Source organism: Roseovarius bejariae (genome assembly GCF_009669325.1).
GTDB lineage: Bacteria > Pseudomonadota > Alphaproteobacteria > Rhodobacterales > Rhodobacteraceae > Roseovarius > Roseovarius bejariae.
On sequence record NZ_SZWE01000001.1, the window covers coordinates 258,804 to 283,747 of the forward strand.

Annotated in this window: 18 protein-coding genes; 7 read left to right on the forward strand and 11 right to left on the reverse strand. The window is 60.8% G+C overall.

Annotated elements, in window-relative coordinates; genetic code table 11:
- Nucleotides 1-14: 14 nt before the first annotated feature.
- The gene (locus FDP25_RS01325; RefSeq protein WP_154148378.1) at nucleotides 15-380 is read right to left on the reverse strand and encodes a cupin domain-containing protein; all 366 of its coding nucleotides are present in this window, start codon (nucleotides 378-380) and stop codon (nucleotides 15-17) included.
- A 267-nt stretch (nucleotides 381-647) separates the two neighbouring features.
- Entirely contained in the window at nucleotides 648-869 is a 222-nt protein-coding gene (locus tag FDP25_RS01330; RefSeq protein ID WP_154148379.1) for a tautomerase family protein, read from the reverse strand.
- Between the two features lie 151 nt (nucleotides 870-1,020).
- Between FDP25_RS01330 and FDP25_RS01335 the strand changes: the two genes are divergently transcribed.
- Complete coding sequence (locus FDP25_RS01335; protein ID WP_154148380.1) at nucleotides 1,021-1,740, forward strand: winged helix-turn-helix transcriptional regulator; 720 nt, start codon at nucleotides 1,021-1,023, stop codon at nucleotides 1,738-1,740.
- 94 nt (nucleotides 1,741-1,834) lie between these two features.
- On the opposite strand, the gene FDP25_RS01340 is transcribed toward FDP25_RS01335, so the two are convergent.
- The 9 genes from FDP25_RS01340 to FDP25_RS01380 all read right to left on the reverse strand — a co-directional run bounded on the left by FDP25_RS01340 (nucleotide 1,835) and on the right by FDP25_RS01380 (nucleotide 11,738).
- Complete coding sequence (locus tag FDP25_RS01340) at nucleotides 1,835-2,635, reverse strand: methyltransferase domain-containing protein (RefSeq protein WP_172982722.1); 801 nt, start codon at nucleotides 2,633-2,635, stop codon at nucleotides 1,835-1,837.
- Nucleotides 2,636-2,699: 64 nt separating this feature from the next.
- A complete protein-coding gene (locus FDP25_RS01345) occupies nucleotides 2,700-3,071 on the reverse strand; it encodes a nuclear transport factor 2 family protein (protein ID WP_154148382.1) in 372 nt (123 codons plus the stop codon).
- A 70-nt stretch (nucleotides 3,072-3,141) separates the two neighbouring features.
- Nucleotides 3,142-4,905 carry a BTAD domain-containing putative transcriptional regulator gene (locus FDP25_RS01350; protein WP_172982723.1) on the reverse strand — a complete coding sequence of 588 codons (1,764 nt, stop codon included), beginning with the start codon at nucleotides 4,903-4,905 and terminating at the stop codon, nucleotides 3,142-3,144.
- Between the two features lie 540 nt (nucleotides 4,906-5,445).
- A complete protein-coding gene (locus FDP25_RS01355; RefSeq protein ID WP_154148384.1) occupies nucleotides 5,446-6,453 on the reverse strand; it encodes an IS110 family RNA-guided transposase in 1,008 nt (335 codons plus the stop codon).
- Nucleotides 6,454-6,666: 213 nt separating this feature from the next.
- A complete protein-coding gene (locus FDP25_RS01360; protein WP_154148385.1) occupies nucleotides 6,667-7,662 on the reverse strand; it encodes an IS5 family transposase in 996 nt (331 codons plus the stop codon).
- Between the two features lie 390 nt (nucleotides 7,663-8,052).
- Nucleotides 8,053-8,421, reverse strand: coding sequence for a DUF5677 domain-containing protein (locus tag FDP25_RS01365; RefSeq protein ID WP_154148386.1), 369 nt, complete (start codon nucleotides 8,419-8,421; stop codon nucleotides 8,053-8,055).
- A gap of 8 nt (nucleotides 8,422-8,429) precedes the next feature.
- Entirely contained in the window at nucleotides 8,430-8,648 is a 219-nt protein-coding gene (locus FDP25_RS01370) for a hypothetical protein (RefSeq protein WP_154148387.1), read from the reverse strand.
- Nucleotides 8,649-9,007: 359 nt separating this feature from the next.
- Nucleotides 9,008-11,065, reverse strand: a complete 2,058-nt coding sequence (locus FDP25_RS01375; RefSeq protein ID WP_154148388.1) for a hypothetical protein — start codon at nucleotides 11,063-11,065, stop codon at nucleotides 9,008-9,010.
- 61 nt (nucleotides 11,066-11,126) lie between these two features.
- A complete protein-coding gene (locus FDP25_RS01380; RefSeq protein ID WP_154148389.1) occupies nucleotides 11,127-11,738 on the reverse strand; it encodes a response regulator transcription factor in 612 nt (203 codons plus the stop codon).
- A 152-nt stretch (nucleotides 11,739-11,890) separates the two neighbouring features.
- On the opposite strand from FDP25_RS01380, the gene FDP25_RS01385 reads away from it, so the two are divergent.
- The 6 genes from FDP25_RS01385 (at nucleotide 11,891) to FDP25_RS01410 (ending at nucleotide 24,941) form a co-directional block, all read left to right on the forward strand.
- Entirely contained in the window at nucleotides 11,891-12,430 is a 540-nt protein-coding gene (locus FDP25_RS01385; RefSeq protein WP_172982724.1) for a putative pterin-binding protein, read from the forward strand.
- Between the two features lie 134 nt (nucleotides 12,431-12,564).
- Nucleotides 12,565-15,036 carry an ATP-binding protein gene (locus tag FDP25_RS01390; RefSeq protein ID WP_172982725.1) on the forward strand — a complete coding sequence of 824 codons (2,472 nt, stop codon included), beginning with the start codon at nucleotides 12,565-12,567 and terminating at the stop codon, nucleotides 15,034-15,036.
- Between the two features lie 96 nt (nucleotides 15,037-15,132).
- A complete protein-coding gene (locus FDP25_RS01395) occupies nucleotides 15,133-16,230 on the forward strand; it encodes an efflux RND transporter periplasmic adaptor subunit (RefSeq protein ID WP_343031927.1) in 1,098 nt (365 codons plus the stop codon).
- Nucleotides 16,227-19,310 carry an efflux RND transporter permease subunit gene (locus tag FDP25_RS01400; protein WP_154148392.1) on the forward strand — a complete coding sequence of 1,028 codons (3,084 nt, stop codon included), beginning with the start codon at nucleotides 16,227-16,229 and terminating at the stop codon, nucleotides 19,308-19,310. The genes FDP25_RS01395 and FDP25_RS01400 overlap by 4 nt, the downstream gene beginning before the upstream one ends.
- Before the next feature lie 139 nt (nucleotides 19,311-19,449).
- Nucleotides 19,450-21,219, forward strand: coding sequence for an autotransporter assembly complex protein TamA (locus FDP25_RS01405; protein WP_154148393.1), 1,770 nt, complete (start codon nucleotides 19,450-19,452; stop codon nucleotides 21,217-21,219).
- The gene (locus FDP25_RS01410; RefSeq protein ID WP_154148394.1) at nucleotides 21,219-24,941 is read left to right on the forward strand and encodes a translocation/assembly module TamB domain-containing protein; all 3,723 of its coding nucleotides are present in this window, start codon (nucleotides 21,219-21,221) and stop codon (nucleotides 24,939-24,941) included. Before FDP25_RS01405 ends, FDP25_RS01410 begins: the two co-directional genes overlap by 1 nt.
- Nucleotides 24,942-24,944 lie beyond the last annotated feature (3 nt).

Sequence of the window (24,944 nt, forward strand, 5' to 3'; positions counted from 1 at the left end):
GCCTCTGGAATACGTTACGAATGCGGGTCTGGGGCTTCAAAGAGGAACATCTCGACGCGCTCGTCGCCCTCGACATAGGCGTCGTGACCCGGCGGGATCTCGAAGAAGTCGCCTTTCGTGATTGGCATTTCCTCTCCGCTCTCGACCATGCGAACCACAAGCCGACCGGACATGCAGTAGCCCGTGTGGTGCATCGGGCATGTGTCCGGATGACCGAGGAGCGATTCCTCGTCCGCCTCCCATGTCCAGCCAGGTTCGAACACGGCGTGCATGCCGGTCGACCCCTGTGCTGTCTTCATGATGTCGATACCCCCGCGGTCCTTCATATCAAGCCGGTCATCGGGGCGCTCGAAGCGGTGGGTTTCGGTGGTGTTCGTCATGTTTGTCCTGCCTTTCAGCGCCCCGGCTCCCAAGAACCTGGGCCTTTATGCGTGAGTCATTTCGAGCTTCTGGGACAAGAGGATCCCCTTGACCTCGCCGCAGCGAAGAGATCGCACATGTGCTGCTCGATCACCTCGGCCATATTCGTCGACGATCCGGCGGTTGCCGGCGGCGCTTCAAAGGCGCAGGTAAAGCGTCGCGATCTTTAAGTTTTCGGCGACGTCGCTTTTCATGGGTCCTCCTCTCCCGTCCGTCGGGGGAACCGCTCAGGCGGGTTCAGACTGCTTCGCCCTGACGTCCTTGGCGGTCATCGGTTTGCCGCCGATAGCCCACTCGCCGCTGGCGATTTCCTGTACCCTGACCCATGTGACGCCACGCATGGCCTCGCCTTCGACGCCGACCATCGCTTCAGTCACGTCGCGGATCATCCGCTGTTTCTGGTCTTCATCGAAGACGCCTTCGATCAGTTCGATATCGACAAGGGGCATGGTTCCACTCCTTCCGTTGCAGTTTCGATGATACGACACTCTCACGGACGGATCGGACTGGCCAAGTTCAGCAAATGGAGCAAACCCACTACACTATGTGAAGTGGACGCACGTGCGGGAGGCATGTTTGAATTGCGATGGAGGATCCGAGATGCCAGATTCGAATTATCCGAAATTTTGCCCCGTCGCTATGGCCGCAAGCCTGCTCGAGCCGCGCTGGACGATGCTGCTTCTCGCGGAAATGTGGTCCGGCTCTACCCGTTTCAACGAGATCCAGAGAGGGGTTCCCGGTATGTCGCCGGGGCTTTTGTCGAAACGCCTTAAAGAGCTCGAGGCCAACGGGCTTATTCGGAAGAAGACAGAAGGACCGGGCGACCACGCGGAGTACGTCACGACGGCCATGGCCGACGAGGCCGGGCCACTGATCCGTGGGCTCGGCGAGTGGGCGCACCGAAACATTGACAGTGAGGTCTCGCTCCAGGACCTCGATGCGCAATTGCTGATGTGGAACATCCGGCGAAAGATCGACCAGCTTGAACTCCCTCGGCGGAAATGCGTCATCCAGTTCATCCTCGAACAACCACCCGAAGAGAAGGTCAATTACTGGCTGCTGTCCAAGCCCGGCGAGGAAACCGACCTCTGCTTCACCGATCCGAAGCATGAGGTCGATCTGTTCGTCGCCTGCGACCTCCGGGCGCTCACCGCGGCATGGATGGGGCATTCGACCTTCGATGCCGAGATTGCGGCCGACAGGATCTGCCTGACTGGCGACGAGCTGATGGCCCGGACACTGACCAGGTGGCTGGTGCGGAGCAGCTACGCCGATGTTACGGATTACGGGCCCTCTGAAAGCCGATGGAATGTCGTGTAAAACCAAATTGACCATCGTCTCCGGCTCGGACAAGGGGACACCCGGCTATGACAGCGGGGCTTGAAAGAGGCCCAGCCGTATCAACAGCCACAAGTCAGGCACGCCGTGCGATTGCCGTCACAAAAGGGTTGAAACCATACAGCGTACCGGCGTCGATACGACGCTTGCATTCGGCGATGAGCGCGTCCGCGAGCGGCTGTCCGATGATCCCGTCCGCGACGAGGTGACCGGTTGCGAACCGCGTCCACACCGGGCCGCCGTGGCCCTCCAGGTCCAGCCTGGTTTCGGTCCGGAAAACTTCGGTCTCGAAGCCGGTCTCGACGAGGAGCGGCCGAAGACGCGTTACAAGCCACGGATCAGTCACGAAGTTCCGTGTAAACCCGATGGCACAGGCTTCGAGCGGATCGTCCGGGCTGAGTGCCAGCGAAAGCCGTGAGAAATCGGCGTCGCACACGACGAGTTGGCCGTCGCGGCGCAAAGCGCGGAATGCCTCGGCAAGCAGGTTCTCGGGCGCCGCGACATGACTCAATACCGTGTGCAGGATCACAGTATCCACCGATTCCGCATCCACCGGCTGCTGGGTGCCGTCACAGGTCTCGAAACGCAGATTCGGTAGCTCCTTCGCGCGGGTGCGCGCGTCCGCAACAAGTTCCGCGGCCGGATCGGTCCCGATTACCTTTGTACCAGGACTGTGGCGCGCGGCGGCCCGTGCCACAGGACCGGTGCCGCAGCCGATCTCCAGCAGCGTGCCCTCCTCGGGCCAGTCGAGTTCGGCGAAATAGCGCGCGATGATCTCGTTCATCGCGGGATCTTCGGCTCTGTCTTCCAGCGCGTCGATGATCTGGCCGATCATCTCGTCGCCCGCGGCGGATACATTCTGAAACGGGTCGGGCATCACAAATCTCCTTTCTTCGCAGAATTTGGTTTCGTGGGTTGAAGTTGAGGATGTAGGACAGAGGTTAGCCGATCGTAGCCCAGGACTTGCAGGTGATCCGCCAGCCGTCGGGAGACCGCACGAGCGTGAAAAATTCGCGCGCATCGCCGCCGAAAAAGTCTCGCTCATACACACGCGCCAAGGCGACATCGCCGGCAATTTCCACGTCCTCAATCTCGACGCGGTGGTCTGCACCCGTCGCGCCTGGCTCCAATTCTGCGGCGGCCCAGTCGAACAGCGACTCGATCGGGGCGGCCATCAGGTCATCGCCAAAGTCACCGAACATGTTGGCGTGATCATGGAAGGCGGATCTGAGCAGTGCGATATCGGCGGTGCGCAGGCCCTCCACGTAGCGGTCGATGGTATCGCGGATCGGGGTCTCGTCGTTTGTCTGCATCGTGTTGTCCTCCTGTTCTCGATCTTTCGACACCCTGGAGGGAAACCGATTCGCGTCGGAAAATCGTTGGTCAGCCTGCGAGCCCGGCTGCGCGCAGGGTGTCGGCAAGCGCCCCAGATATGTGCTGATCGCGGAACCCGAGCGGCGTCACAAGATCGCCTACCCGTGCATCGGGTGCCAGGTCGTAGAGTGCGCGAATCTCCGCACCCACCCGGTCCGTTTCGCCCAATCGCATGAGCGCGGCAATTTCGAAAGCCTTGCTTTGCTCATTGGGCTGTGACATCCGGCTGAACACCACGCATGCGGCACGGAAGCTCCCTTGAAGATATCGCGCCATACCGAGGCCCCAGAAGTACCAGTCGGGGTAAAACGGGTTCAGCCGCATGGCACGCTCCAGTCGCGCGACCGCTTCTTCCGTCCGGCCCTCGAACATTAACGGCCATGCGCTGTTGGCCAAGGCATCGGAGTTGTTGGGATTGAGCTCGAGCGCCCGGTCGAAACAGTCGAGCGCCGCGCCGTTGTCTCCGGCGACAAGAAAGGCGGCCCCGCGTGCCCAGTGCGCGAAGTCGAGATCTGGATCGAGTTGCACTGACCTCCGGGCACTCTGCTCGGTCCGTGCCAAGGCCTCCGCGGGATCGTCCGCCCACCCCAGATACACCTCGAAGAACCACGTCCAGGCGAGCCAGCCATGCGCCGGCGCTGAATTCGGGGAGAGCTCCAATGCCTTCTCAAAATGACCGCGTGCGGCGCGCATTTCGTCCTTCAGAAACTTCTCCTTCAGCATCATCCCGCGCATGAGGTGGTCATGGGCATCGAGGTCGGTTTCGGACTTCGCCTTGGCGATCCGTGCCTCGTTGCGCTGTACGATTCCCTTGTAGCCGCGCAATGCGGCCACGATTTGTGATACCGCCTCGTCCTGGACGCTCAGCATCGATCCGCGAGCCCGATCGTACCGCTCGCTCCAAACCACGGTGTTGCGCGGTCCATCGACAAGTTCGACATCGAGCCGCAGCCTTTCTTCATCCAGCCGGACCCGGCCCTGCAGCAGGTAGCGCACCCCCAGTTCCCCCGCGATCTCGGCCGCACCAAGCATCGAGTCCCGATAGGTGTCGGCCGAGTCGCCAGCCACGACGAACAAGGTCCGATCCCGGGCCAAAGCGGTGCGCACATCCGCGGCCAGCCCGTCGACCAGGTGCGCCTTGTCCCCGCCGGTCAGGTCCGAAAACGGCATGACGACGATAGAGGGTTTATCCGGCCGGATGAGCGTCGCCGGCGGCAAGCGCTCGTCGGCCCGACGGATATGATCTGCCAGTCTTTCCGTCGCGGCTTCCGGCTTGGCCCCCAGGTCTTCCGACAGCGCGTTGCAAAAAGACGCGTAGTGCCGCAGCGCATCCGCTCTTCGGCCGAGCCCGCTCAATGCGCGCATCGCGCCTCGGCAGCCCAGTTCGCTCAGGGGATCGAGGACCATGATCTGTTCGGCCGCGCCGAGCGCCGCCGCGAAACGACCCTCCCTGAGGACTGCCTCCATAGACGCAACTGCTCTGGCCACCGCTGCCTCGCGCAACCACGCCCGCTCTTGTGCGCACCACTGGTCGAAATTAGGTGTGTCAATCTCCAGCCCGACAAGGAAATCACCGCCTGTTTGAGCAGCTCGACCGTCACCGCATTTGAACTCGGTAGTGATCGCTTCAGGATTCAACGAAATCCGATCGCGCGACTGCCGGACGATCTCGTTGGTACTCGACCGAATTGCGCTGCGCATCTCGTGCAGCGTTCCTCTTAAAGCCTGGCGCGCATCCCGGTCCGGTTTGCCTGGCCAGAACAGCTCCGACAAATGTCCGCGAGCTGCGCCATTTTCTCCCGCACGGGCAAGATAGACAAACAGCGCAAGTGCCTTCCGCGTCGGGAACCGGACCGTCGCTCCTTCAGCATCGAAAACCTGTGGTCGATCCCACAAGCGAAGCAAAAGTGAAGTATGGTCATCGGAAGTGCGACCCAACATGACTCAAAACTCTAACAAATCCAGCGGCTGCAGGCCAAGTACGGTTCGGTTTGGCCGAGAGTTTGTGCGGCAAGGCCTGTACCGTCGGCGGATATGATCCCTGTTGCAGTTTGCAATGTCTTGTGTGGATAGCTCCTGCATAGCAAGACATTTTTGAACCTAATTTAGCACTGGTCAGAAGCAGACGTGTGTCCGGCCTGTTTGCGCGGCGCACACGGCCGCTGGCCCTGATGGTTTCCGCAAACCAAGTCCCAAACCGGTTCTCGGACTATTGGTTGCCCCTGAAATTCGACGGGGTGTCTCGGCTGACGGGCTGACTGTACTCCATCATTTAAATGGTCTTGCTGTCTCGTGTGTTCTGTTCTCCCTTAGTTATGCAGTGCGCGGTCTGTAATATTCATTCTTGGTCAAGACTGCCCAAATGATCCGCGCTGTCTTGTTCGCCATTGCTACAGTGGCAAGACGAACGGGCTTTCTATCAATCAGGGCTTGCGCCCACGGGTCAGCACGTTCCGGATGTGTCTTCATCTGCCTCAATCGCGAGGTCATTCCCGTGACCAGCAGCCGTCTGATGTATCGGTCCCCCATCTTTGAGATACGGCCCAGCCTTTCCTTGCCACCGCTTGAGCGGTTGAGTGGGGTCAGACCCAGCCAGGCTGCAAATTCGCGACCGTTCCTGAACTGGCTGGCATCACCTGCTGTTGCAACGATTGCTGACGCAGTCACTGGACCAACGCCCGGGATCGTGCGCAGCAACATCACGCGCGGGTCTTGCTTGGCCTGAAGCCGCATGTGCATCTCGTACCAACGGACGCGAAGGTGCAAAGCGACAAGTTGGTTGCTCAGATTGGCAAGCACATCAATTGCAACATCGGGAATGCCTGGCTTGTCGCCATCCAGAACGCCCTTCGCGAACTTGATCGCGCTGCCAACCCCTTGTGCAATCACTATGCCAAACTCGGACAGCAAACCTCGCAGCATATTGCTGAGCTGCGTTCTATGCTTGACGATCAGATCACGGGCGCGGTGGAGAAACAAGACGCCTTGCTGCTCTTCAGATTTTATTGCGACAAAACGTATTGTCGGACGCGTCACCGCTTCGCAGATGGCTGCAGCATCAACCGCATCGGATTTACCCCACTTCACATACATCGCTGGTATCAGACGCACATCATGGCCCAGCTTGCTCAGTTGCCGTGCCCAGTGGTGGCTGGAACCGCAAGCTTCCATTCCGACCAGGCAGGGTGGAAGTTTCTCAAAGAATGCGATCAATTGCGCTCGTCGCAGAGCTTGGTTGAAAACAACATCGCCATTCTCGCTGATGCCGTGGACCTGAAAGATGTTTTTGGCCAAATCGAGGCCGACTGTTGTAACCTGCATTGGGTAGCTCCTCTCATAAGCAGTCTATAACAACTGCAGTATGGCGCATTGCGACGCCGGGTGGAGCAGGAGCTATCCACCCCATCCGGTTCAGAGACCTCTGCGAAACGGGGGTTATTTGGAGAGGATGCGTCGTCGCATCGGCTCGGTTTTGGTATGGGTGGCAGGGATCGGTGCGGTTTTGATCTGCGGGGTGGTGCGGTGCCTTGAGGTTTATCCGTAGCGTTTGCGAAACCCGCTGCCCTTCCAGAGGTTCCATCCGATGGCGGCAAGAAGGAATTGGGTCCGGGTCCGCCACAGCCCCATGAACCGGGATCGGGCCATGCCCCAGTGTCGCTTCATGTGCCCGAAGATCGCCTCGACCCGGCCGCGCGTCACGCCGATCTCGACATTGCGCGCCCTGTCCTGCGCCGACAGCGGATGGCCCCGCGCACCGCGCCGCTGCACCTGGTCGCGCATCCCGTGACGCCCCAGAAGCGCCCGGGTGCGCGGCCCGATATAGGCGCTGTCGGCATAGAGCGCGGCCTCATCGCCCACCACCACATCCTCCAGACTGTCCACCTCCGCGCGGTTTCCGGCGCTGACCGCCGCCCGCCGGATGAACCCGTCCTCGTCGGCATTGACAAAGCCCTGCCAGCCCCAGACCGCCTGCATCTTGCCTTTCACGTTGAGTTTCACCCGGCTGCCGGCCTCGGGATCGGCATGGCGCAGCCCGCTCCGGGCGGCCTCGACCACGTTCAGGTGTTCACTCGGACCAATGGCGTTCACACCTTCACCGTCAACGATGGCCACCCGCCCCTCCGCGAGCACCACCCGGGCCTCCTCCAGCATCGTGACCACCTCGGCCAGCACCGCATCCAGCCGGTCCCCCAGCCGCGCCCGGAACCGCCCCAGCGTGGTGTCATCGGGCACGCCCTGATCCAGTTCCAGCCGACAGAACTTGCGAAACAGCAGATCGCGGGCCAGCTGCGCCGAGAGCTTCACATCGCTGAGGTCATACCAAAGGCCAAGAAGCAGCGCCCGAAACAGGGTCTGCGCCGGATAGCCGGGCCGCCCCGTGGCCTTGCGATCCTCGCCGGCAGGCAGCAGCGCCTCCACGCGCAACCAGTCAATCAGCTCTTCTACATCATCAAGCGCCGACAGTGCGGGATGGTCAAACACCTCATGCGGCGCGAATAGGGCGGGTTGGGTCGCAAAGCTCTGTCTCATACCAAAGCTTACCAAACCAAATCAAACCTGAGAATCCCAAACGACTTTCGCAGAGGTCTCTTTAACGGATTCTTGGCCATTCCTTCAGTGCAAGGTATCCTTCGTGCGCCTGGTCGAAAGCACTTAATCGATTTGCTAAACTACTTAGGTGCTCTTGTACTGCTTCTTGCAAATCTGGACCCCCAACAAACCCGAAATAGTCATCTATCGCGAACAGACTCAGTTTTGCTGAAGCAGTGATCAATTGTGGCCGTGGGTAACCCCATTCAGTGTTCGGTGATATCAACTCATCGCCATCGGTCTGAAGGCAGTGTGAGTAGATGTCTCCCCAAGCGCCATGCACGGCTTGGGACGGCCCGGAAAACGCGCCAAGGTAAGCATCGCCCATCCCTAGGTCATCCGCTTTTCGTAAAGGTTTCTCCCGCCCCAGTTTCTTTCCCTGTACCCGTTCAGGTCGCTTGGATCGAGACCAGCACTCGCAAACTCACGATCAATCGACTTCATCATGCGATCTTCAATTGGCAAAATCACTCCACCACGTGCCGCGATGTTCTGCTCCATCTTCTTTCGCAGTTTGGCCTCATGTTTGAATGAGCTCTTTACATAAGACGCAACCAGATCAGGACTGAAGTGTTTAATGAGGTAACGTATTGTCACGACCGTTTCGAAGACCAATCGGGCGAAAATAAAGCTCGTATCGCGCCGTCGCTGGGTTGTTTGATCCAGAAAGCCCGAAATCATCTTGTAGAGTCGAACCATGTTTCCGCCTATTGCGGCCGTGTCTCGATCCACTTTTCGTGCACACCAAGTGTGTTTGCGGCGATGCAAACATAGCAACCCGCCTCAATAAGTAGCGACACTCCCAGTCTGTTGAAGTCATCCTCATCGGTAAACTCTGCGATGTCTTCTTCGTTAACCAGGGGCTTTTCGATCTCTTTGAAGGCTTTGAGAACAGGATGATCCTTATCGTCTGAGGCATTGCTCATTGTTATTCCTAGTTATTGTGTTTCTGGACGCCGTGGATCAAAACAGGCACATGTGATTTCCACATCGTAGCCGGTCCGCAACTATAGGTCTGCTTTTCAATTTTTTCCGTTCGCGGTGCCGACGCAGTGAACGCCGCTTTCCGCCCAGACCCGCAGGCGGTGCCATCCAATGCAGGCGCAGAACGAATGTCTTGATTGGGCTGACTCCTGCCATTCCCCCAAAAAATTAAACCGTACGAAACTCCCGTACGTTTCGTACGAAACTCACCGCACGCCCTGTTAATTCCCACTCTCACAGACAGAAATACCGACGCGATACCGACGTCATACCGACGCGATACAGCACGGCATTTTTTCCGTTAATCAGTGGCTTGGCCCGATTCGCTCCGAACCATTAACGACAGCTCCGTCGAAAACCCCTCCGGCAAATACGACAACCGCCGCTCGATGGTCTTTTGCTGTGGCGCATCGGTGACCAAACCCGACAACCGGATCACATCCGTATCCACCTGCAAACTTCCGCGTTCCAACATGGATAGCCCCACGATCCCTGCCCGCGCCGCACCCCACCATTCGGGGCTGGCCAGAACCTCGGCAAAAGTCAGGTCTCCGGCCCGCACGTCACCCCCGAAAATCGCGGTCTGCGATGCAACACCAAGATCACGTGGCACTTTGCCGCCGCTTACCGCCACGGTACCATCGAATTCCATGGTCAAGTAAAATGGCCGCCCATCGTCCAGATAAGACAAATCCACGTCAAGCTCATAGCCTAGCGGCATCTTGGACAGTGCTTCTTGAACGCGTTCCCCTGTCTTTGGGTCACGCACTGTCGCACGTATGACGGCCTTGTTGTTCGCAACATGCAGATTGCCGTTCTCCGCTTTGGAAAGTGCCGTAACACCCACCTTCACCGCCGCAGAAAACCCTTTCTCGACAGGTAGATAAGCGATGGCTACCCCGTCATCGACAATCTCGGTTCCAAAGTTCCGGGCCAGTTCCGGCAACAGCAGGCTTTTCGGCATCTTCCCTTCGGCAAGTACCGTCTGTCCATCGAAATGCAGGGCCAATGACGCCGGGCTGCCATCATCCCTCAGCTGTACATTCTGCACCAAGTCAACGCCCTCGGGCAGCGCCGACAAGGCTGCATCTATCTTTGCCATTTCCTCTGGGCCAAAGGCCTGCCCGGTCAAAGACAACCGCCCCTCCGTGACCCGCAACTCCCCATGCTCGAAATGCGCCAACGCCTCCAAACCGGTGACTGCTGCCGCCCACCACGCCGAACTCGCCGCCACCTGCGCAAGCTCAAGCCCCGCATCTTCAACCGGATGATCCAGGAAAGCCGCCTGCACCCGCAACGGCAGGTCGCGGGGGATCTTGCCCTCTGCCTTTGCCCGTTCACCATCAAACTGTACAGTCAAATCAAAGGGTTGCCCGTCATCCATCTGGGTAACACCGAGGTTCAGAATCATCTTCTCGGACACCTCCGACAGCAGCTCATGGACCTCCGAGATGGCCGTATCCGACCAGGCCTCCCCGGTCAGGGTCAGGCTCCTGCCCGTGATGCTCAGTTGCCCCACCTGCAAGGCCTCCAATGCCTCCAACCCTGTAGCAGCGGCCTCTTCCCACCCTACCACCGGCGGGGCCACCGGCGTGCGGACAACCTGCGAGACATCAAACCCCTCAAGTTCCATCCCCTCGGGGAGTTTACCTGCAAGACTTATATCGCCATCCACCGACCGCCGGGCAGACAGGCGAAGAGGGCTGCCATCGTCCAGTAAATCCATGCTTAACGTTATTTCATACGCCTCTGGGGCCGCCCCCAAAAGGCGCTCTGCCCGGCCCGCTTCCAGCGGTGTCAAAGCCGTCGCCGCAACATCGACACGGCGATCCTCGATCACCACATGCGCTTCCTCCAGATGCTGCATGGCTCGGGCCAAAAGATCCGCCATTTCGGCCCAACCGTCCGGTGCGCCCGAGGCAAGACGAAGCGCCGACAGATCATGGCCAAGGATCTTTTCAAGCCGGTCCCGTAATGCTTCGGAGGGGATATTGCCCGACATGACAATCGCCCCATCCACCGGATGGTCCAGCCTCGTCCGGTATGGGCTTGCGGCCTCAAGGACCTCCACTTCGGCCTTGATGCGTCCACGCCCGTCAATCCCGCGCAACCCGTTCAAAAGGCGCGCTTTTTCCTCATCGCTATCAACCAGTCCCGTCAGTGTCAGATCACGGCCATCCACTTCGACGGCAACAGCATGCCTTGCCTCCCGAACAACCTCCTTTGCCGAAGCTTGCAGCCCGGCTTCGACCAGCGGATCCTCCTTTTTGAAATCAAAAACGCCAAGCGCAAAGAACGCCACGATCAAGGCGATCGCACCAAGGAAATCTTCCAGTTTGGCAAAGGGTTTTCTGGTCATAATGCCGCAGGTTATCCCCGTGCCGGCAAGGCGATGTCAAACCCAAAAGCAGCAACAGGCGTTACGTCAGCCCCATATCCCGGCCCAGCATGGCCGCATGCGTCCGGTTTCGCGCGCCGAGTTTGCGCGACAACGTTTTGACATGCAGTTTAACCGTAACTTCCTGTATGTTCAGGTCGCGGGCGATTTCCTTGTTCGACTTGCCCTCGGCCACACCTCGCAAAACGTCATGCTCTCGTGGGGTCAGAACGACACGCTCGTCTACCTGCCCGGTCTCTGACAGGAACTCCAAGGGCATGTATGTTTCGCCCAGCAACATATGCCGCACCGCCGTAACCAGCGACATGGGGTCAAGTGTCTTAGGCAAAAAGCCCGCCGCCCCTGAACGCAAGGCGCGGCGCGCGACATCCGGTGGTGCTGTTCCCGATATAATCGCCACGGGACAGTGCACCGCCTCTTTCATACGGGCAAGCCCCCCGAGGGCATCCATCCCCGGCATGGAGTAATCCAGCAAAACAAGGTCAAACGAGACATTTCCGCGTGCAGCATCAAGCGCACCTTCCAAAGAGGCCGCAACAGAAACGCTGCACCCCCCTTCCCGGCGCAGATACTCTGCAATTGTGTCACGAACGAGATCGTGATCATCGGCCAGAAGCAATTCTTTGTTCAACATCTTACAGCACTCGACGCTCCGTTACCCGCAGATCAAAAGCAATACGGGACCCCAAGATATGGTGTTTATCGATCCCCGATAGTACCTTTGTACCTATGCCATTGAATAGGGGGATAGCCGAGAAGGATAAAGAAACCATAGAATTGAACGATATGTCGCATTTTTCGAGTGAGTACAAAGCTGTGATGAACCGTCGCGAATTAATCATCTCTCTTCAATCCGGTTTTATAGGATTGTGTCTCACGGGGCAGGCTGTGCAGGCTGATCCGGAAGATGTGGTATTGACCCTGACCCGCCCCAAGAACGAGGGAAACGGGACGCTTCAGATCAACATCACGCGCCAATTATTGATGTCGCTGCCTCGTTCAGGCTTTGTGACCACGACGATCTGGACCAACGGGCCACAACGCTTTGACGGTGTCTGGCTGTCGGATTTTTTGGAACATTTCGATGTGACGGCGGGTACACTCTCTCTTCAGGCGATCAATGATTACCTGGTTGAAATGCCAGTCAGCGAAATCGTTTCAGGCGAGGCTTTGCTGGCCTACGAAAGGAACGGCAAGCCAATGACTCAACGCTCCAAAGGACCGGTCTGGCTTGTCTACAACTATGACGCAGACCCGGCCTTTCGCACCGAAACGATCTATACACGAAGCGTCTGGCAACTGGACCGGATCACCGTTTCGCGCTAGCAAAGCGCATCGTCCGCTTATGAGGCCCAACAAAGATGGCCATCCGCAAATTCATTCGCACTCTGCTCAGGCGTAAAATCCAACTGGCCCTCTTCAGTGGATTGGCCGGAGTTTGCCTTTTGGCCGCAATTTACATGACAGCGCAGGTTTTCCTCAAGCTGGACGAATTCGGCTCGGCCGCATCGGATAACATACAGTGGACGGTCACCCAACTCGAAGTCGAACAGCTCAAGGCAATCAACGCATTCGAACGATTGGACCCTTCGGATTCCGAAACGATCAAGGAAGCGATCCGCTGGTTCAACGCACTCTACAGCCGTTCAATCACACTGGAAAACAGCAGTAGCTACGCGGCGGCCATGGCGAATACGGATGCCGAATCCCATCTCGGCGAAATTCATTCAACCCTCAACACGATGCTGCCCACCATCGACGGGCCCAAGGCCGAGCTGATCACGGCCCGCCCCGATTTGATTGCAGCTCTAGAGGGCCTGACCGAGCAGATCCGGCGCCTGTCAAGCGCCAGTCTGGCGATTGATGCACGTCAATCCGAGCTCGAACGCAACGACCTGTACAGTCAGTTGATCCGATTGACTGCTCTGGTGGTTCTCATGGTGGTGGGGATGCTATCGCTGATGATCCTGCTGTGGCGTCTCTTTCGGGTGTATCGGCGGCGTGCACTTGAGAACCGGGCCACGCTCAATCGCCTGTCCACGATCCTCAACACATCACAGGATGCTGTTCTAGTCGTGCGTCCCGATGGCGGGATCATGGATATGAACACGGCCGCTGAACGTATGTTCGGCCTTGATGATTCACAGGACGATCAGCCGGCCAAGGTCGAGAATATCCTGTTGCGCAGGGACGATAACACCGGAGAGCTTGCCCCTCTCCCCGGTAGGTGCCTGGTTCAATCCTGTTCGGATGGCCCCAACCGGTGTGCGAACCTCACGGCCTGTGGGCCGGAGGGACAGCTTTTCCCGGTTGAGCTATCAGCCGACATGGCCAACCGCGCGAGCAACGAAGTCTGCGTGTGTTTCATTCGTGACATCTCGCGCCGTGTCGCAGCCGAAGCGGAAATGCAGATCGCCCGAGACAACGCCCTTGCCGGAGAAAGGGCAAAGGCACGGTTTCTTGCCATGATCAGCCATGAAATGCGCACGCCCCTGCACGGAATTCTTGGTACGCTTGATCTGCTCGTCGAAACCCGCTTGACCAAGGAACAGAAGCGTTATGCCCAGATCATGCACGGCTCGGGGCAGCAATTGCTGAGCCAGATCGACGATGCGCTCGACGTCACCCAGGCAGATGGCGGGAGCCTGCGCCTGCGCGACAGTATTTTCGACCTCGGCGAAATGCTGAACGATCTCGTCATCGCTCAGCGGCGCGACGCCGAGGCCCGCAACACCACGCTTGAGATTTTGCCGTCAACCCGGCCGCTTGGCCATGTCTTGGGTGACAAGGGCCGGGTTCAGCAGGTACTGCTCAACCTTGTTGCCAATGCCATCAAGTTCACCGAAAACGGGGCCATCACGATTGAGGCCATTCGGCACGAAGACACGGGATGCGATCAATCCATCGTGGAGTTCCAGATTACCGACACCGGCATCGGTATAGCCGAAAAAGACTTGCCCCGTATATTCGACGACTACGTACGCCTTGGCAGTACCGCCTCAGACAGAATTGAGGGGACGGGACTTGGCCTTGGGATCGCCCGGCAACTTGTTACACTCATGGGCGGCCAAATCGGTGTAGAAAGCGAGGACGGAGATGGCAGTTTGTTCTGGGTGCGCCTGCCTTTGCCCAGCTCGAATTGCGTGGCACCACCCGAGGCCACGGAAGGCCCTGCATCCAATGGATCATCCCGCCGGGTGCTCATTGCTGAAGACAACGATTCAAACCGATTTGTTCTAACCCGGATGCTTGAAAAAGACGGCCATACGGTGCGGGCCGCAGCAGATGGAGCCGAGGCGATCGCCGCCGCCGAAGAGGAACAATTCGATCTGATCCTTTTGGACATATCCATGCCCGGGATCGGCGGCATCGAAGCCGCCCGCCGGATCACAAAGGGCAATGGCCCGTGCCGGGATACACGCCTGATTTTCCTTACGGCGCATCTCAATCTAGAACCCGATGCCACGTTGCGCGGTTCCGGCGCAGAGGGGATCCTGACCAAACCGCTACCACGCAGTGAACTGCGGGCCATTCTCGCCGGGAAGCGCCCGCCGACCGACTTGAGTGAAAGCACCCGCGTAAACAGTGTCCCTATCCTTGATCGCCACATCCTTGATCAACTGAGCGAGATGATTTCACCCAACCGTCTTTCCGCGACCCTGCGTGAATTCCACGCCGACACCACGGCCCTGCTCAATAACGCGCCGCAAATGTTGGCAGAACCTGCTCCGGACGCACTGGCGGAAAAACTGCATAAACTGGCGGGATCGGCGGCAATTCTCGGCGCAAGCTCCATGCAATGCATCCTCAGTCATGCCGAAGACGCCTGCTTGGCGGGTCGTATCGAAGATGTCGAACGCGGCTTGACCACACTTCACGACACTTGGCAGGCGACACGGGCAAGCCTTGCCTCATACGGTAGCGCTGTATGAAGATACGATAAGTGATTGCCATTCCAACCTTTGACATTACCATTCGCACGAAGGGCGATACATGTCGCCTGTCCCCGATGCAGGAGAGGCGCAGCCGTGTCCATTTGGAAACAACTCTTGATCCTGTGCCTCATGGCCGCCACCGGGTATGGGGCATACGAAGGGTATCTGCGCTACACGGCCAATGAAGACGCCTCCATTGACGATCAATCCAAACCCACCCGAGCCGCCACAGTCGAGGTGGCCAGTGTCGAAATGCGCACCCTAAGCCAAACGGTCGAGGCCGTGGGCACCAGCCGCGCCAAGCAATCGGTTGAAATCGTTCCCGAAACCGATGGGCGTATCGTTGAGCTGGCAATCACCCCCGGGGCACGCGCCGCCAAGGGGGCGGTTCTTGTCCGCTTGGATGATACAATCGCCCGCGCCGATCTGGTCGAGGCCGAGGCACGTCTGACCGAACGCGAACAGGCCCTCTCGCGCATCACCCAGTTGCGTCGGACAAATGCGGTTTCCGTTGCGACCCTCGAAGAGGCAACCGCACGCCTTGCAGAGGCCCGCGCACAGCTTGATCGCGCCCGGCAAAGGTTGGCAGAGCGCACCATTCTTGCGCCTTTTGACGGAGTCGTTGGCCTTGCAGAGGTTGATGAGGGCGCTCGCGTCAGCGCAGGAACGGTGATTACAAGGCTTGATGACCTGTCCGAGGTCGAGGTTGAATTCGCCCTTCCCGAAACCCTGTTTGCCCAGATCGAAACCGGCCAAACGGTCACCGCCCGAAGCGCCGCCTTTCCCGGCCAGAGTTTCAATGGCCGGATCGCGGCCGTGGACAGCCGGATTGATCCGGTCAGCCGTGCCTTTCGCGCACGAGCCGTGATCCCCAACCCGGATGGCACTCTGCCTTCAGGCATGTTCATGTCGCTGGACCTGACGATTTCTCAGGCCGAGCATCTCGTCGTGCCGGAAGAGGCAATCATCTTTCAGGCGGCCCAAACCTACGTCTTCGGCCTTGACGGGGACACGGCGCATCGCATTGGCGTGAAAACCGGCGCGCGGCGCGACGGCATGGTGGCTGTTCTCGACGGGCTTGAGGCAGGCACACAGGTCGTGGTGCGTGGATTGCACCGGGTGCGTGATGGCGGCAAGGTCAAGGTTTTGAAAGATGAAGACCGCAACGCGCAAGACGAGCAAGGCTCATGACGCTGTCGGATATTTCCGTCCGGCGCCCGGTTCTCGCTGCCGTTGCCAGCCTCTTGTTGATCGTCTTTGGCGTGGCAGGCCTGCGCGATATTCCCGTCCGTGAACTGCCGGACGTGGACAACGCCGTCGTAACCGTGACAACCAACTACCGTGGCGCCGCCCCAGAGGTGATCGATACCGACATCACCGAAACAGTGGAAGGCGCCGTGGCCTCGATCTCCGGTATCCGCTCCATAAGTTCCGAAAGCCGTCAGGGCCGCTCCCGCGTCACCATCGAGTTCGAGGCGGGTCAGGATGTCGATGTCGCCGCGAATGACGTGCGCGATGCCGTGGGACGGGTGCGCGACGATCTGCCGGAAGAGGCCGAAGCCCCCGAGGTCGAGAAAAGCGATGCCGATGCCGACCCGGTGATGCGCCTGGCCGTCACCTCCGACCGGATGACCACCGCCGAAATTACCGATTACATCGACCGTTTCATCGTTGACCGTCTGGCGACTCTGGATGGCGTGGCCAATCTGCGGATTTACGGCGACCGGGCTTTCGCCGTCCGCATCTGGCTGGACCGGCGCGCATTGGCCGCCCGCAAACTGACCGTGGCGGATGTCGAAAGCGCGCTCTTGCGCAACAACGTCGAACTGCCCGCCGGTGAGGTCCAGTCAAAAGACCGACAGCTTTCCGTGCGTCTCAACAGCCGCCTGCAAAGCGTCGAGGATTTCCGCGAGGTGGTGCTGGATCGTGTCGCAGGCTACCCCGTTCGTCTTGACGATGTGGCACGGGTGGAACCGGGCGTGGCCGACGATTCCACCATTGCCCGCAGCGACGGGCGCGATGCCATCGGAATCGCCGTGCAACGCCAAAGCCAGTCGAACACCCTGCAAATCTCCAACGCCGTGCGCGCCGAGATCGACAGGCTCCGCCCCACCCTGCCCGAAGGTATGGAGATCATCATCGGGTCGGACGATGCTCTTTTTGTCGGGGCCTCCATCCGCGAGGTGGCGCAGGCGCTCGGTATATCGCTTGTCCTCGTGGTCATGGTGATCCTCGTCTTCCTGCGCTCGTTCCGCGCCACGCTAATCCCCGCGATTACCATCCCGGTGTCGCTGATCGGGGCCTTTGTCCTGATCGGCGCATGGGGATTTTCGCTCAACACCCTGACGCTTCTGGCGCTGCTGCTGGCCATCGGGCTGGTGGTGGATGATGCCATCGTCGTTCTGGAGAACATCCAACGCCGGATCGAGAACGGTGAAACGCCCCTCGTGGCCGCCATGAAAGGGGCCCGGCAGGTCACCTTTGCCGTGCTGGCCACCTCCGTTACCCTGATCTCGGTTTTCGTGCCGCTTTCCTTCATGCCCGGACAGGTGGGCCGGCTTTTCATCGAATTCGGCTGGGTCATGGCCGGAACCGTGGCCATTTCCACCTTCGTGGCGCTGACCGCTTGTCCCGCCCTCGCCTCGAAGGTGCTGCGCCGGGGCACGGCCCCTGCCCCACAGGATGCCCAAGCCCCGCGTGGCTTTGTTCAGAAGGCCTATGCCACCCTTCTTACCCGGGCCTTGCAGATGCCCTTGGTGGTAATCGCCGTGGCCCTCACGATCACCGGAGGGGCGGCGTTCTTCTACGACGGCCTACCCCGTGAACTGGCCCCGCGCGAAGATCGTGGCGTGGGGTTCGTCCCGCTCACCGCGCCACAAGGCAGTACCGTGAACTATTCCGACCAAGCCGCGCAACAGGTCGAGGACATCCTCCAACCGATGCGCGACGAAGGCATCATCGAAACCGTTTTCACCTTCACCGGCTGGGGCAATCGTGCATGGCGGTCTTTCGTGGTCTTCCGCCTTGCCCCGTGGGAGGACCGCACCACCCCGATCAGCGAAGTCGTCAGCCGCATTGCCCCCCAAATGGGGCAGGTCACCATCGCCCGCGGCTTCCCCGTCACCCCCGCCGGGCTGGGTCTGCGTGGCAATTCCACCCCGGTGCGCATCGTCGTGGGCGGGCCGGACTTCGATAGTGTCAAAGAATGGGCCACCGCCTTGCTGGAGCATGCCGAGACCATCGATGGCGTGGTCAACCCCGAGATCAACTTCGAACAGAACCTGCCCCAGATCGACGTGCGGATCGACCGCGAACGTGCCGACGACCTGGGCATTTCCGCCGATGTGATCGCCAATACCCTGCAAACCATGCTGGCCTCGCGACAGGTCACCACCTTCGTCAGCCGGGGCCGCGAATATCCCGTCATCGCCCAGGCTCAGGAGGACGACCGCCGCACACCCTCTGACATCGACAACATTTTCGTCCGCTCCGGCGACGGCGAAAGCCTCGTACCGCTCGGTGCGCTTGTCAGCATCGAGGAAAATGCCGCCGCGCCATCACTGCGCCGGTTTGACAGGCTGCCCTCCATCCGGCTTTCGGCCGCACTCGCCCCAGGGGCCGACCTTGGCTCGGTGCTTGGCCAACTCGAACAGGCCGCCTCCGAGATCCTGCCCGCCGAGGCCAAGCTTGGTTACGAAGGTCAATCGCGCACCTTCAAGGATACCGCCTCGGGCGCCAATCTGGTTTTTGCTATATCCCTGCTGATTGTCTTTCTGGTCCTTGCCGCCCAGTTCGAAAGTTTCATCCACCCGCTGACCATCCTTCTGACTGTCCCTGTCGGGGTGGCCGGGGCGATCTATGCCATGGCGCTCGGCGGTCTGTCCCTCAATGTCTACAGCCAGATCGGGATCATCCTGTTGATCGGTCTGGTGGCCAAGAATGGCATTCTGATCGTCGAATTCGCCAACCAGTTGCGCGACGAGGGAAAATCGGTGCGCGCGGCGGTCATCACCGCCGCCACCTTGCGCTTGCGCCCGATCCTGATGACCGTCCTCTCCACTGTTCTCGGTGCCCTGCCCCTTGTTCTCGCCACCGGCGCAGGTGCCGAAAGCCGGAATGCCATTGGAACGGTGATCATCGCCGGGCTGGCGCTTTCAGCCCTTCTGATGCTGGTAGTCACGCCCGTTCTGTACGATCTGATGGCGCGCTTCACCCGGCCACGAGGAGCCGTTGAGCGCGCGCTTGAACGGGAACTGCGCAACGCCCCCTGACCATGTCGGAAAAATCTTGCTTATCGGCAATGTGATCCCCTCTGACATGGTATTCCCTGTACGGGCGTGGGAAGAAGGCCCAAACTGCATCACGGAGCTGCCTGACGTGAAAGATTCGCCGCACATACGCCTTTGTGCAATGGCCCTGCTGATCGGCCTTCTGGCCTTGCCGATGGGCGCAGGGGCCACCGAAGTGCGCCTGACTGCCCCCGGGGCAGGCGACAGCCTGACAGAGAGGCTGCGTGCGGGCTCCCTGACACTGGAGACAGCAAAGCGCAAGCGAAGCACGCCGCAAGACATTCTTGCCGCCGCCCGCGCCGATTATGCACGACTGATTGGCGTGCTTTTCGAGGCGGGCCGTTACGGCCCTATCGTCCAGATTAATGTAGACGGACGCGAAGCCGCCGCCATTCCCCCGCTCGAAGCCCCGGCCCGGATCGAGCGTATCCAGATCAGCGTCGATCCCGGCCCCGCCTTCCTGTTCGACCGGGCCGAGGTCACCCCGCTTGCCCCCGGCACAGAATTGCCTGCCGGATTTCGCCGTGGGGCCCTCGCCCGCGCCGATACCATCCGTGACGCCACCACGGCAGGCATCGACGGTTGGCGCGCGACGGGCCATGCCAAGGCCGAGGTGCGGGATCAATCCATCACCGCGGACCATGCCCAACAAGCCCTAGATGCCCGGATCACCCTGTCACCCGGCCCGCGCCTGCGCTTCGGATCTCTGATCCCCAAAGGGGAAAGCCGCGTGCGCCCCGAACGCATTCGCCAGATCGCGGGCCTGCCCGAGGGCGACACCTTCGACCCCGAAGAGGTCGAGCGCGCGGCAACACGCCTGCGCCGCACCGGCACCTTCCAATCCGTCGCCATGCAAGAGGCCGAAACCCCCGCCCCCGACGGCACACTGGACATCAACGCCCGGATCGTCGATGCCAAACCGCGCCGTATCGGCTTTGGGGCCGAGCTTTCATCGCTTGAAGGGCTGACGCTCTCGGGGTTCTGGCTGCACCGCAACCTACTGGGCGGGGCCGAACGCCTGCGCATCGATGCCGAGGTGGGCGGGATCGGCGGGGACTCGGGCGGTATGGATTACCTTCTCAAGACCCGCTTCGAACGCCCGGCGACGTTCACCCCCGATACCTCGCTTTATATCGAAGGCGAACTCGCCGAGGAAGACGAGCCCGACTACCGCGAACGCCGCCTCCGCCTTGGCGCCGGGGTCAGTCATATCTTCTCGGATAGGCTCAAGGGCGAGGCCGGGATTGCCTATCAATACACCGAAATCGACGACGACCTCGGCAGCCGGACCATCGAACACCTGCTCTTTCCCACGGCCCTCACATGGGACACCCGCGACGACCCGCTGGATGCGCGCAAGGGAATCTATCTGGGCGTCGAGGCCACCCCGTTTCAGGGCCTTGATCAAGGCGTCTCCGGCGCCCGGCTCTATACCGACGCCCGAACCTATCTTGGCATTGACGCCAACGACACCGTCATTCTCGCCGCCCGGGCGCAAATGGGGTCGGTCACCGGCGCGGGCCTGACCGAGGTGCCCCCTGACATGCTGTTCTTCTCTGGCGGGGCCGGCACGGTGCGCGGCCAACCCTATCAATCCCTCGCTGTCGATCTGGGCGGCGGGAACAGGCTTGGGGGGCGGTCCTTCTTCGCCCTTTCGGCTGAGGTGCGCGCCGATCTCAAAGGCAAGTTTGGCGCAGTGGCTTTTGCCGATACCGGTTTTGTCGGCCAAGACAGCTGGGGAACAGAAAACGGCGACTGGCACAGCGGCGCGGGCCTTGGCCTGCGCTATGATACCGGGATCGGCCCCATCCGGGTGGACCTTGCCACCCCCTTGGATGATGGCGCCGGGCAGGATTTCGAACTCTACATCGGCATAGGGCAAGCATTCTGATGCGTCATGTTATCATCCTGATAATTGCCTTCGTCTGTCTGGCTCTGCCCGCCACGGCACAAGAGGACGACCGTGGACTGATCGTCGGTTTTCTCGAAGACAACCTTTCAGATGCGAGCCGCGAGGTACGGATTGAAGGGTTCCAAGGCGCCCTTTCATCACAGGCGACACTGGACCACCTGACCGTCGCCGATGATGACGGCATCTGGTTTGAGCTCGAAAACGCCGAACTTGACTGGACCCGAAGCGCGCTTTTGCGGGGGCGTCTTGCGATTGACAAGCTGACCGCCAAGACAATCACCCTGCACCGCTTGCCCGGTGGTCAGGGCCTCGGCCCTGAAGACACCGAAGCACGCGAATTCAACCTGCCCGACCTGCCGGTCTCTATCAGTATCGGCACACTTGGCTTGGAAACTCTGTTCCTCGGGGCCCCGGTTCTTGGGGAGGCGGCCGAGTTCAGTATCAACGGCTCCATGTCCCTGGACCAAGGTGAAGGCAAGGCAGACTTGGCCGTGACCCGGCTCGACCATCCCGCCGAACTGACCCTCGATGCGGAATTCGATAACACAAGTCGCATCCTCGCCCTCGACCTCCAACTCAACGAAGCCGAAAACGGCCTGCTTTCCCGGTTGATCGGCCTTCCTGATGAGCCAGCAATCGCCTTCACAGTCGCGGGCAGCGGCCCACTCGACGACTATCGCGCCGAGTTGAGCCTCGCCTCGGACGGGGCCGACCGCTTCAGCGGCACGATCACCACCAAACGACAGGCCGAGGACGCCCCCCGCAGCTTTGCTGCGGATTTGTCCGGCGACTTGCGGCCTCTATTCCAACCGGACCTCCGCCCCTTTTTCGGGGCGAACACGGCCCTTGACCTTCGCGCAACCCGCACCGATGACGGCGCGCTGTCGATCTCGGAATTCCGGGCTAAAAGCGCGGCCATGGACCTGCGGGGCGAGGCCCGCATCGCCGCCGATGGCTGGCCCGAACGGTTTGCCATCGAAGGCCGGATCGGTAGCGGCGACGGCCCCACCCGCCTGCCCGTTTCCGGGCCTCCGACCCAGATTCAAAGCGCCCGGATCATTGCCGACTACGATCAGGCGAAAGGTGAGACATGGCAGGCCGATGTCTCCGTGGAGCGCCTCGAAAACGGTCCTCTCGCCATTGGCCGAACCCAGATGACGGCACGGGGTACATTACGCCGCGAGGCCCCCGCGGCCTTTGAGGCCGACCTCACCGCCAACCTTGCGGGCCTTAGCCACAAGGATCCGGCGCTTGCCCGCGCCCTTGGCACCTCGGCCACGGCCAAGGCGCGCCTGTCCTGGCGCGAGGGGAAACCACTCTCCATCCTTGGCCTATCCGCCGTGTCCGGTGACATGCGCCTCAATGGCGCGGGCCTGTTGGGCGGTGTCGAGGGGCTACCGCTCTCGGCCACCCTGCACCTCGACGCGCCCGGGCTTGAGCGGTTCGCCCCGCTGGCAAATCTGCCTCTCAGCGGGGCCGCCCGGCTAAATGTTACCGGCAATACCGACCTGCTTACCGGGGCCTTCGACGGCGCAGTTTTCGCTGAAACCTCGGACCTCGGCATCGGCAACCCGACGCTCGACCCCCTGATCGCGGGTCAGGGCCACCTGCGCCTGTCCGCCCTGCGTGACAGCAACGGCATCGCAATTGACCGGCTGGACCTGATCACACCCGAGGCGCAAATCCGCGCCATCGGGCGCTTGAACAGTGCCTCCAGCACCCTGACCCTTGACGCGAGCATCCGGGAGCTGGCCCGCACAGACATTCAACTCACCGGCCCGGCGCGCCTCAAGACCGCGGTCGAGTGGCAAAAGGACAGCCCCCTGCGGCTGACCAACCTGCACGCCAATGTCGCGCAAAGCACGCTTGAGGCCACCGGCACCATTGACCCTGTGAACGAGGCTTTGCCCGTCACCGGCTCGGTTAGAATCGAGGCGCGCGACCTTGGGCAGTTCTCTCGTCTTGCCGGTCGCCCCCTGCGCGGTGCGGCCTCGCTTACTCTAAAGGGGCAAGGCAGCCTCACGGGGCAAACCTTCGACATCACAGCCGACGGCAACGCCGAAGGGCTGCGCACTGCCATTGCGCCACTGGACGCACTATTGACAGGTGGCCCCACCAGTTTTTCCGGCCAAATTGCCAAGGCCGACGGCCCGCTTGATTTGAGCGCACTCTCTCTCGACACCCCCGGCCTTGCGCTAAGCGCCACGGGCAACGGCCCCGGTTCGCCTATTGACATCAGCACACGGTTGGCCAACCTCGCACGGTTGGCGCCGGGCTTTGCCGGGCCACTCACAGCCCGCGGCACGGTGCAACTCCTCGAAGACTGGGCACAGCGCCTCTCGGTCACCCTCACCGCCGATGGCCCCGGCGGCACCCGCGCCGATATCTCCGGCACCCTGCGGGACTATGGCCAATCCATTGATATTGGCGCCACAGGTTCGCTTCCTCTCGGCCTTGCCAACACTTTCATCACGCAAGGCGCCATTCAGGGGACAGCCCGCTATGACCTACAAGTCAATGGCCCGCCAAGGCTGGCCTCTCTGTCCGGGCTGGTCACGACCGAAGGGGCACGCGCCACCCTGCCCGCCTATGGCGTCGTCATTGAAGGCATAGCTGGCCGCGCCGATCTGGCGTCGGGCCGCGCAAACCTGTCCGTGACCGGACGCAGCCGCGCAGGTGGACGCCTGAGCGTCGACGGCCCCGTCTCCCTGACACCCCCGTTCCAAGGGGATCTCACCATCGCGCTCGACAGCCTGCGAATTGTTGATCCGGACCTCTACAGAACCTCCGCCAGCGGGCGAATGAAACTCACAGGGCCTCTGGCCACGGCCCCGCGCCTCGAAGGTCGGCTGCGTCTGGATGAGACCAATATCCGTGTTCCAAACAGCAGCCCGGTTAGCACGCAGGTCCTTGACGGGGTCAGCCACATCAACGACAGCCCCGCCGCGCGCCAAACCCGCACACGGGCTGGTCTTGGAGCCAAACAGGAGGGCGCCGGGCGCACCACCTCCCTGTCGCTCGATTTGACCATCGACGCCCCCAACCGCATTTTTGTCCGCGGACGCGGGTTGGATGCCGAACTGGGCGGGCAGCTTCGCCTGCGCGGTACGGCCTCGGACATCACCCCGTCCGGACAGTTCGAACTTATCCGCGGGCGCTTCGACATCCTCGGCAAACGCCTCACCCTGACCGAGGGCCTTATCACCCTGCGCGGCGCGCTAGACCCGTACTTGCGTTTCGTGGCCGAAACCGACGCTGGAGAGATCACCGCACAGATCGTCATGGAAGGCTTGGCGAGCGCCCCGGAGGTCCGTTTCACCTCCACGCCGGAGCTACCGCAGGAAGAGGTCATCGCGCGCCTGATCTTCGGGCGTGGTCTGGACAAGATTTCTGGCTTTCAGGCGGCACAACTGGCCTCGGCCATTGCCACCCTGCGCGGCGGCGGGCCCGGCATACTCGGCACCTTCCGCTCGGAACTCGGCCTTGATGATCTGGATGTCACCACCACCGACGACGGCGCCACCGAGGTCAGCGCCGGAAGCTATATCTCGGACAACATCTATTCCGAGATCACCGCCGACAGCGAAGGCCGACAGCAGATCGAACTGAACCTCGATGTCTCGCGCAATGTCACGGTACGCGGGCGCGCCAGCAATGACGGGAATACCGGGCTGGGCGTCTTCTTTGAAAAGGACTACTGACAA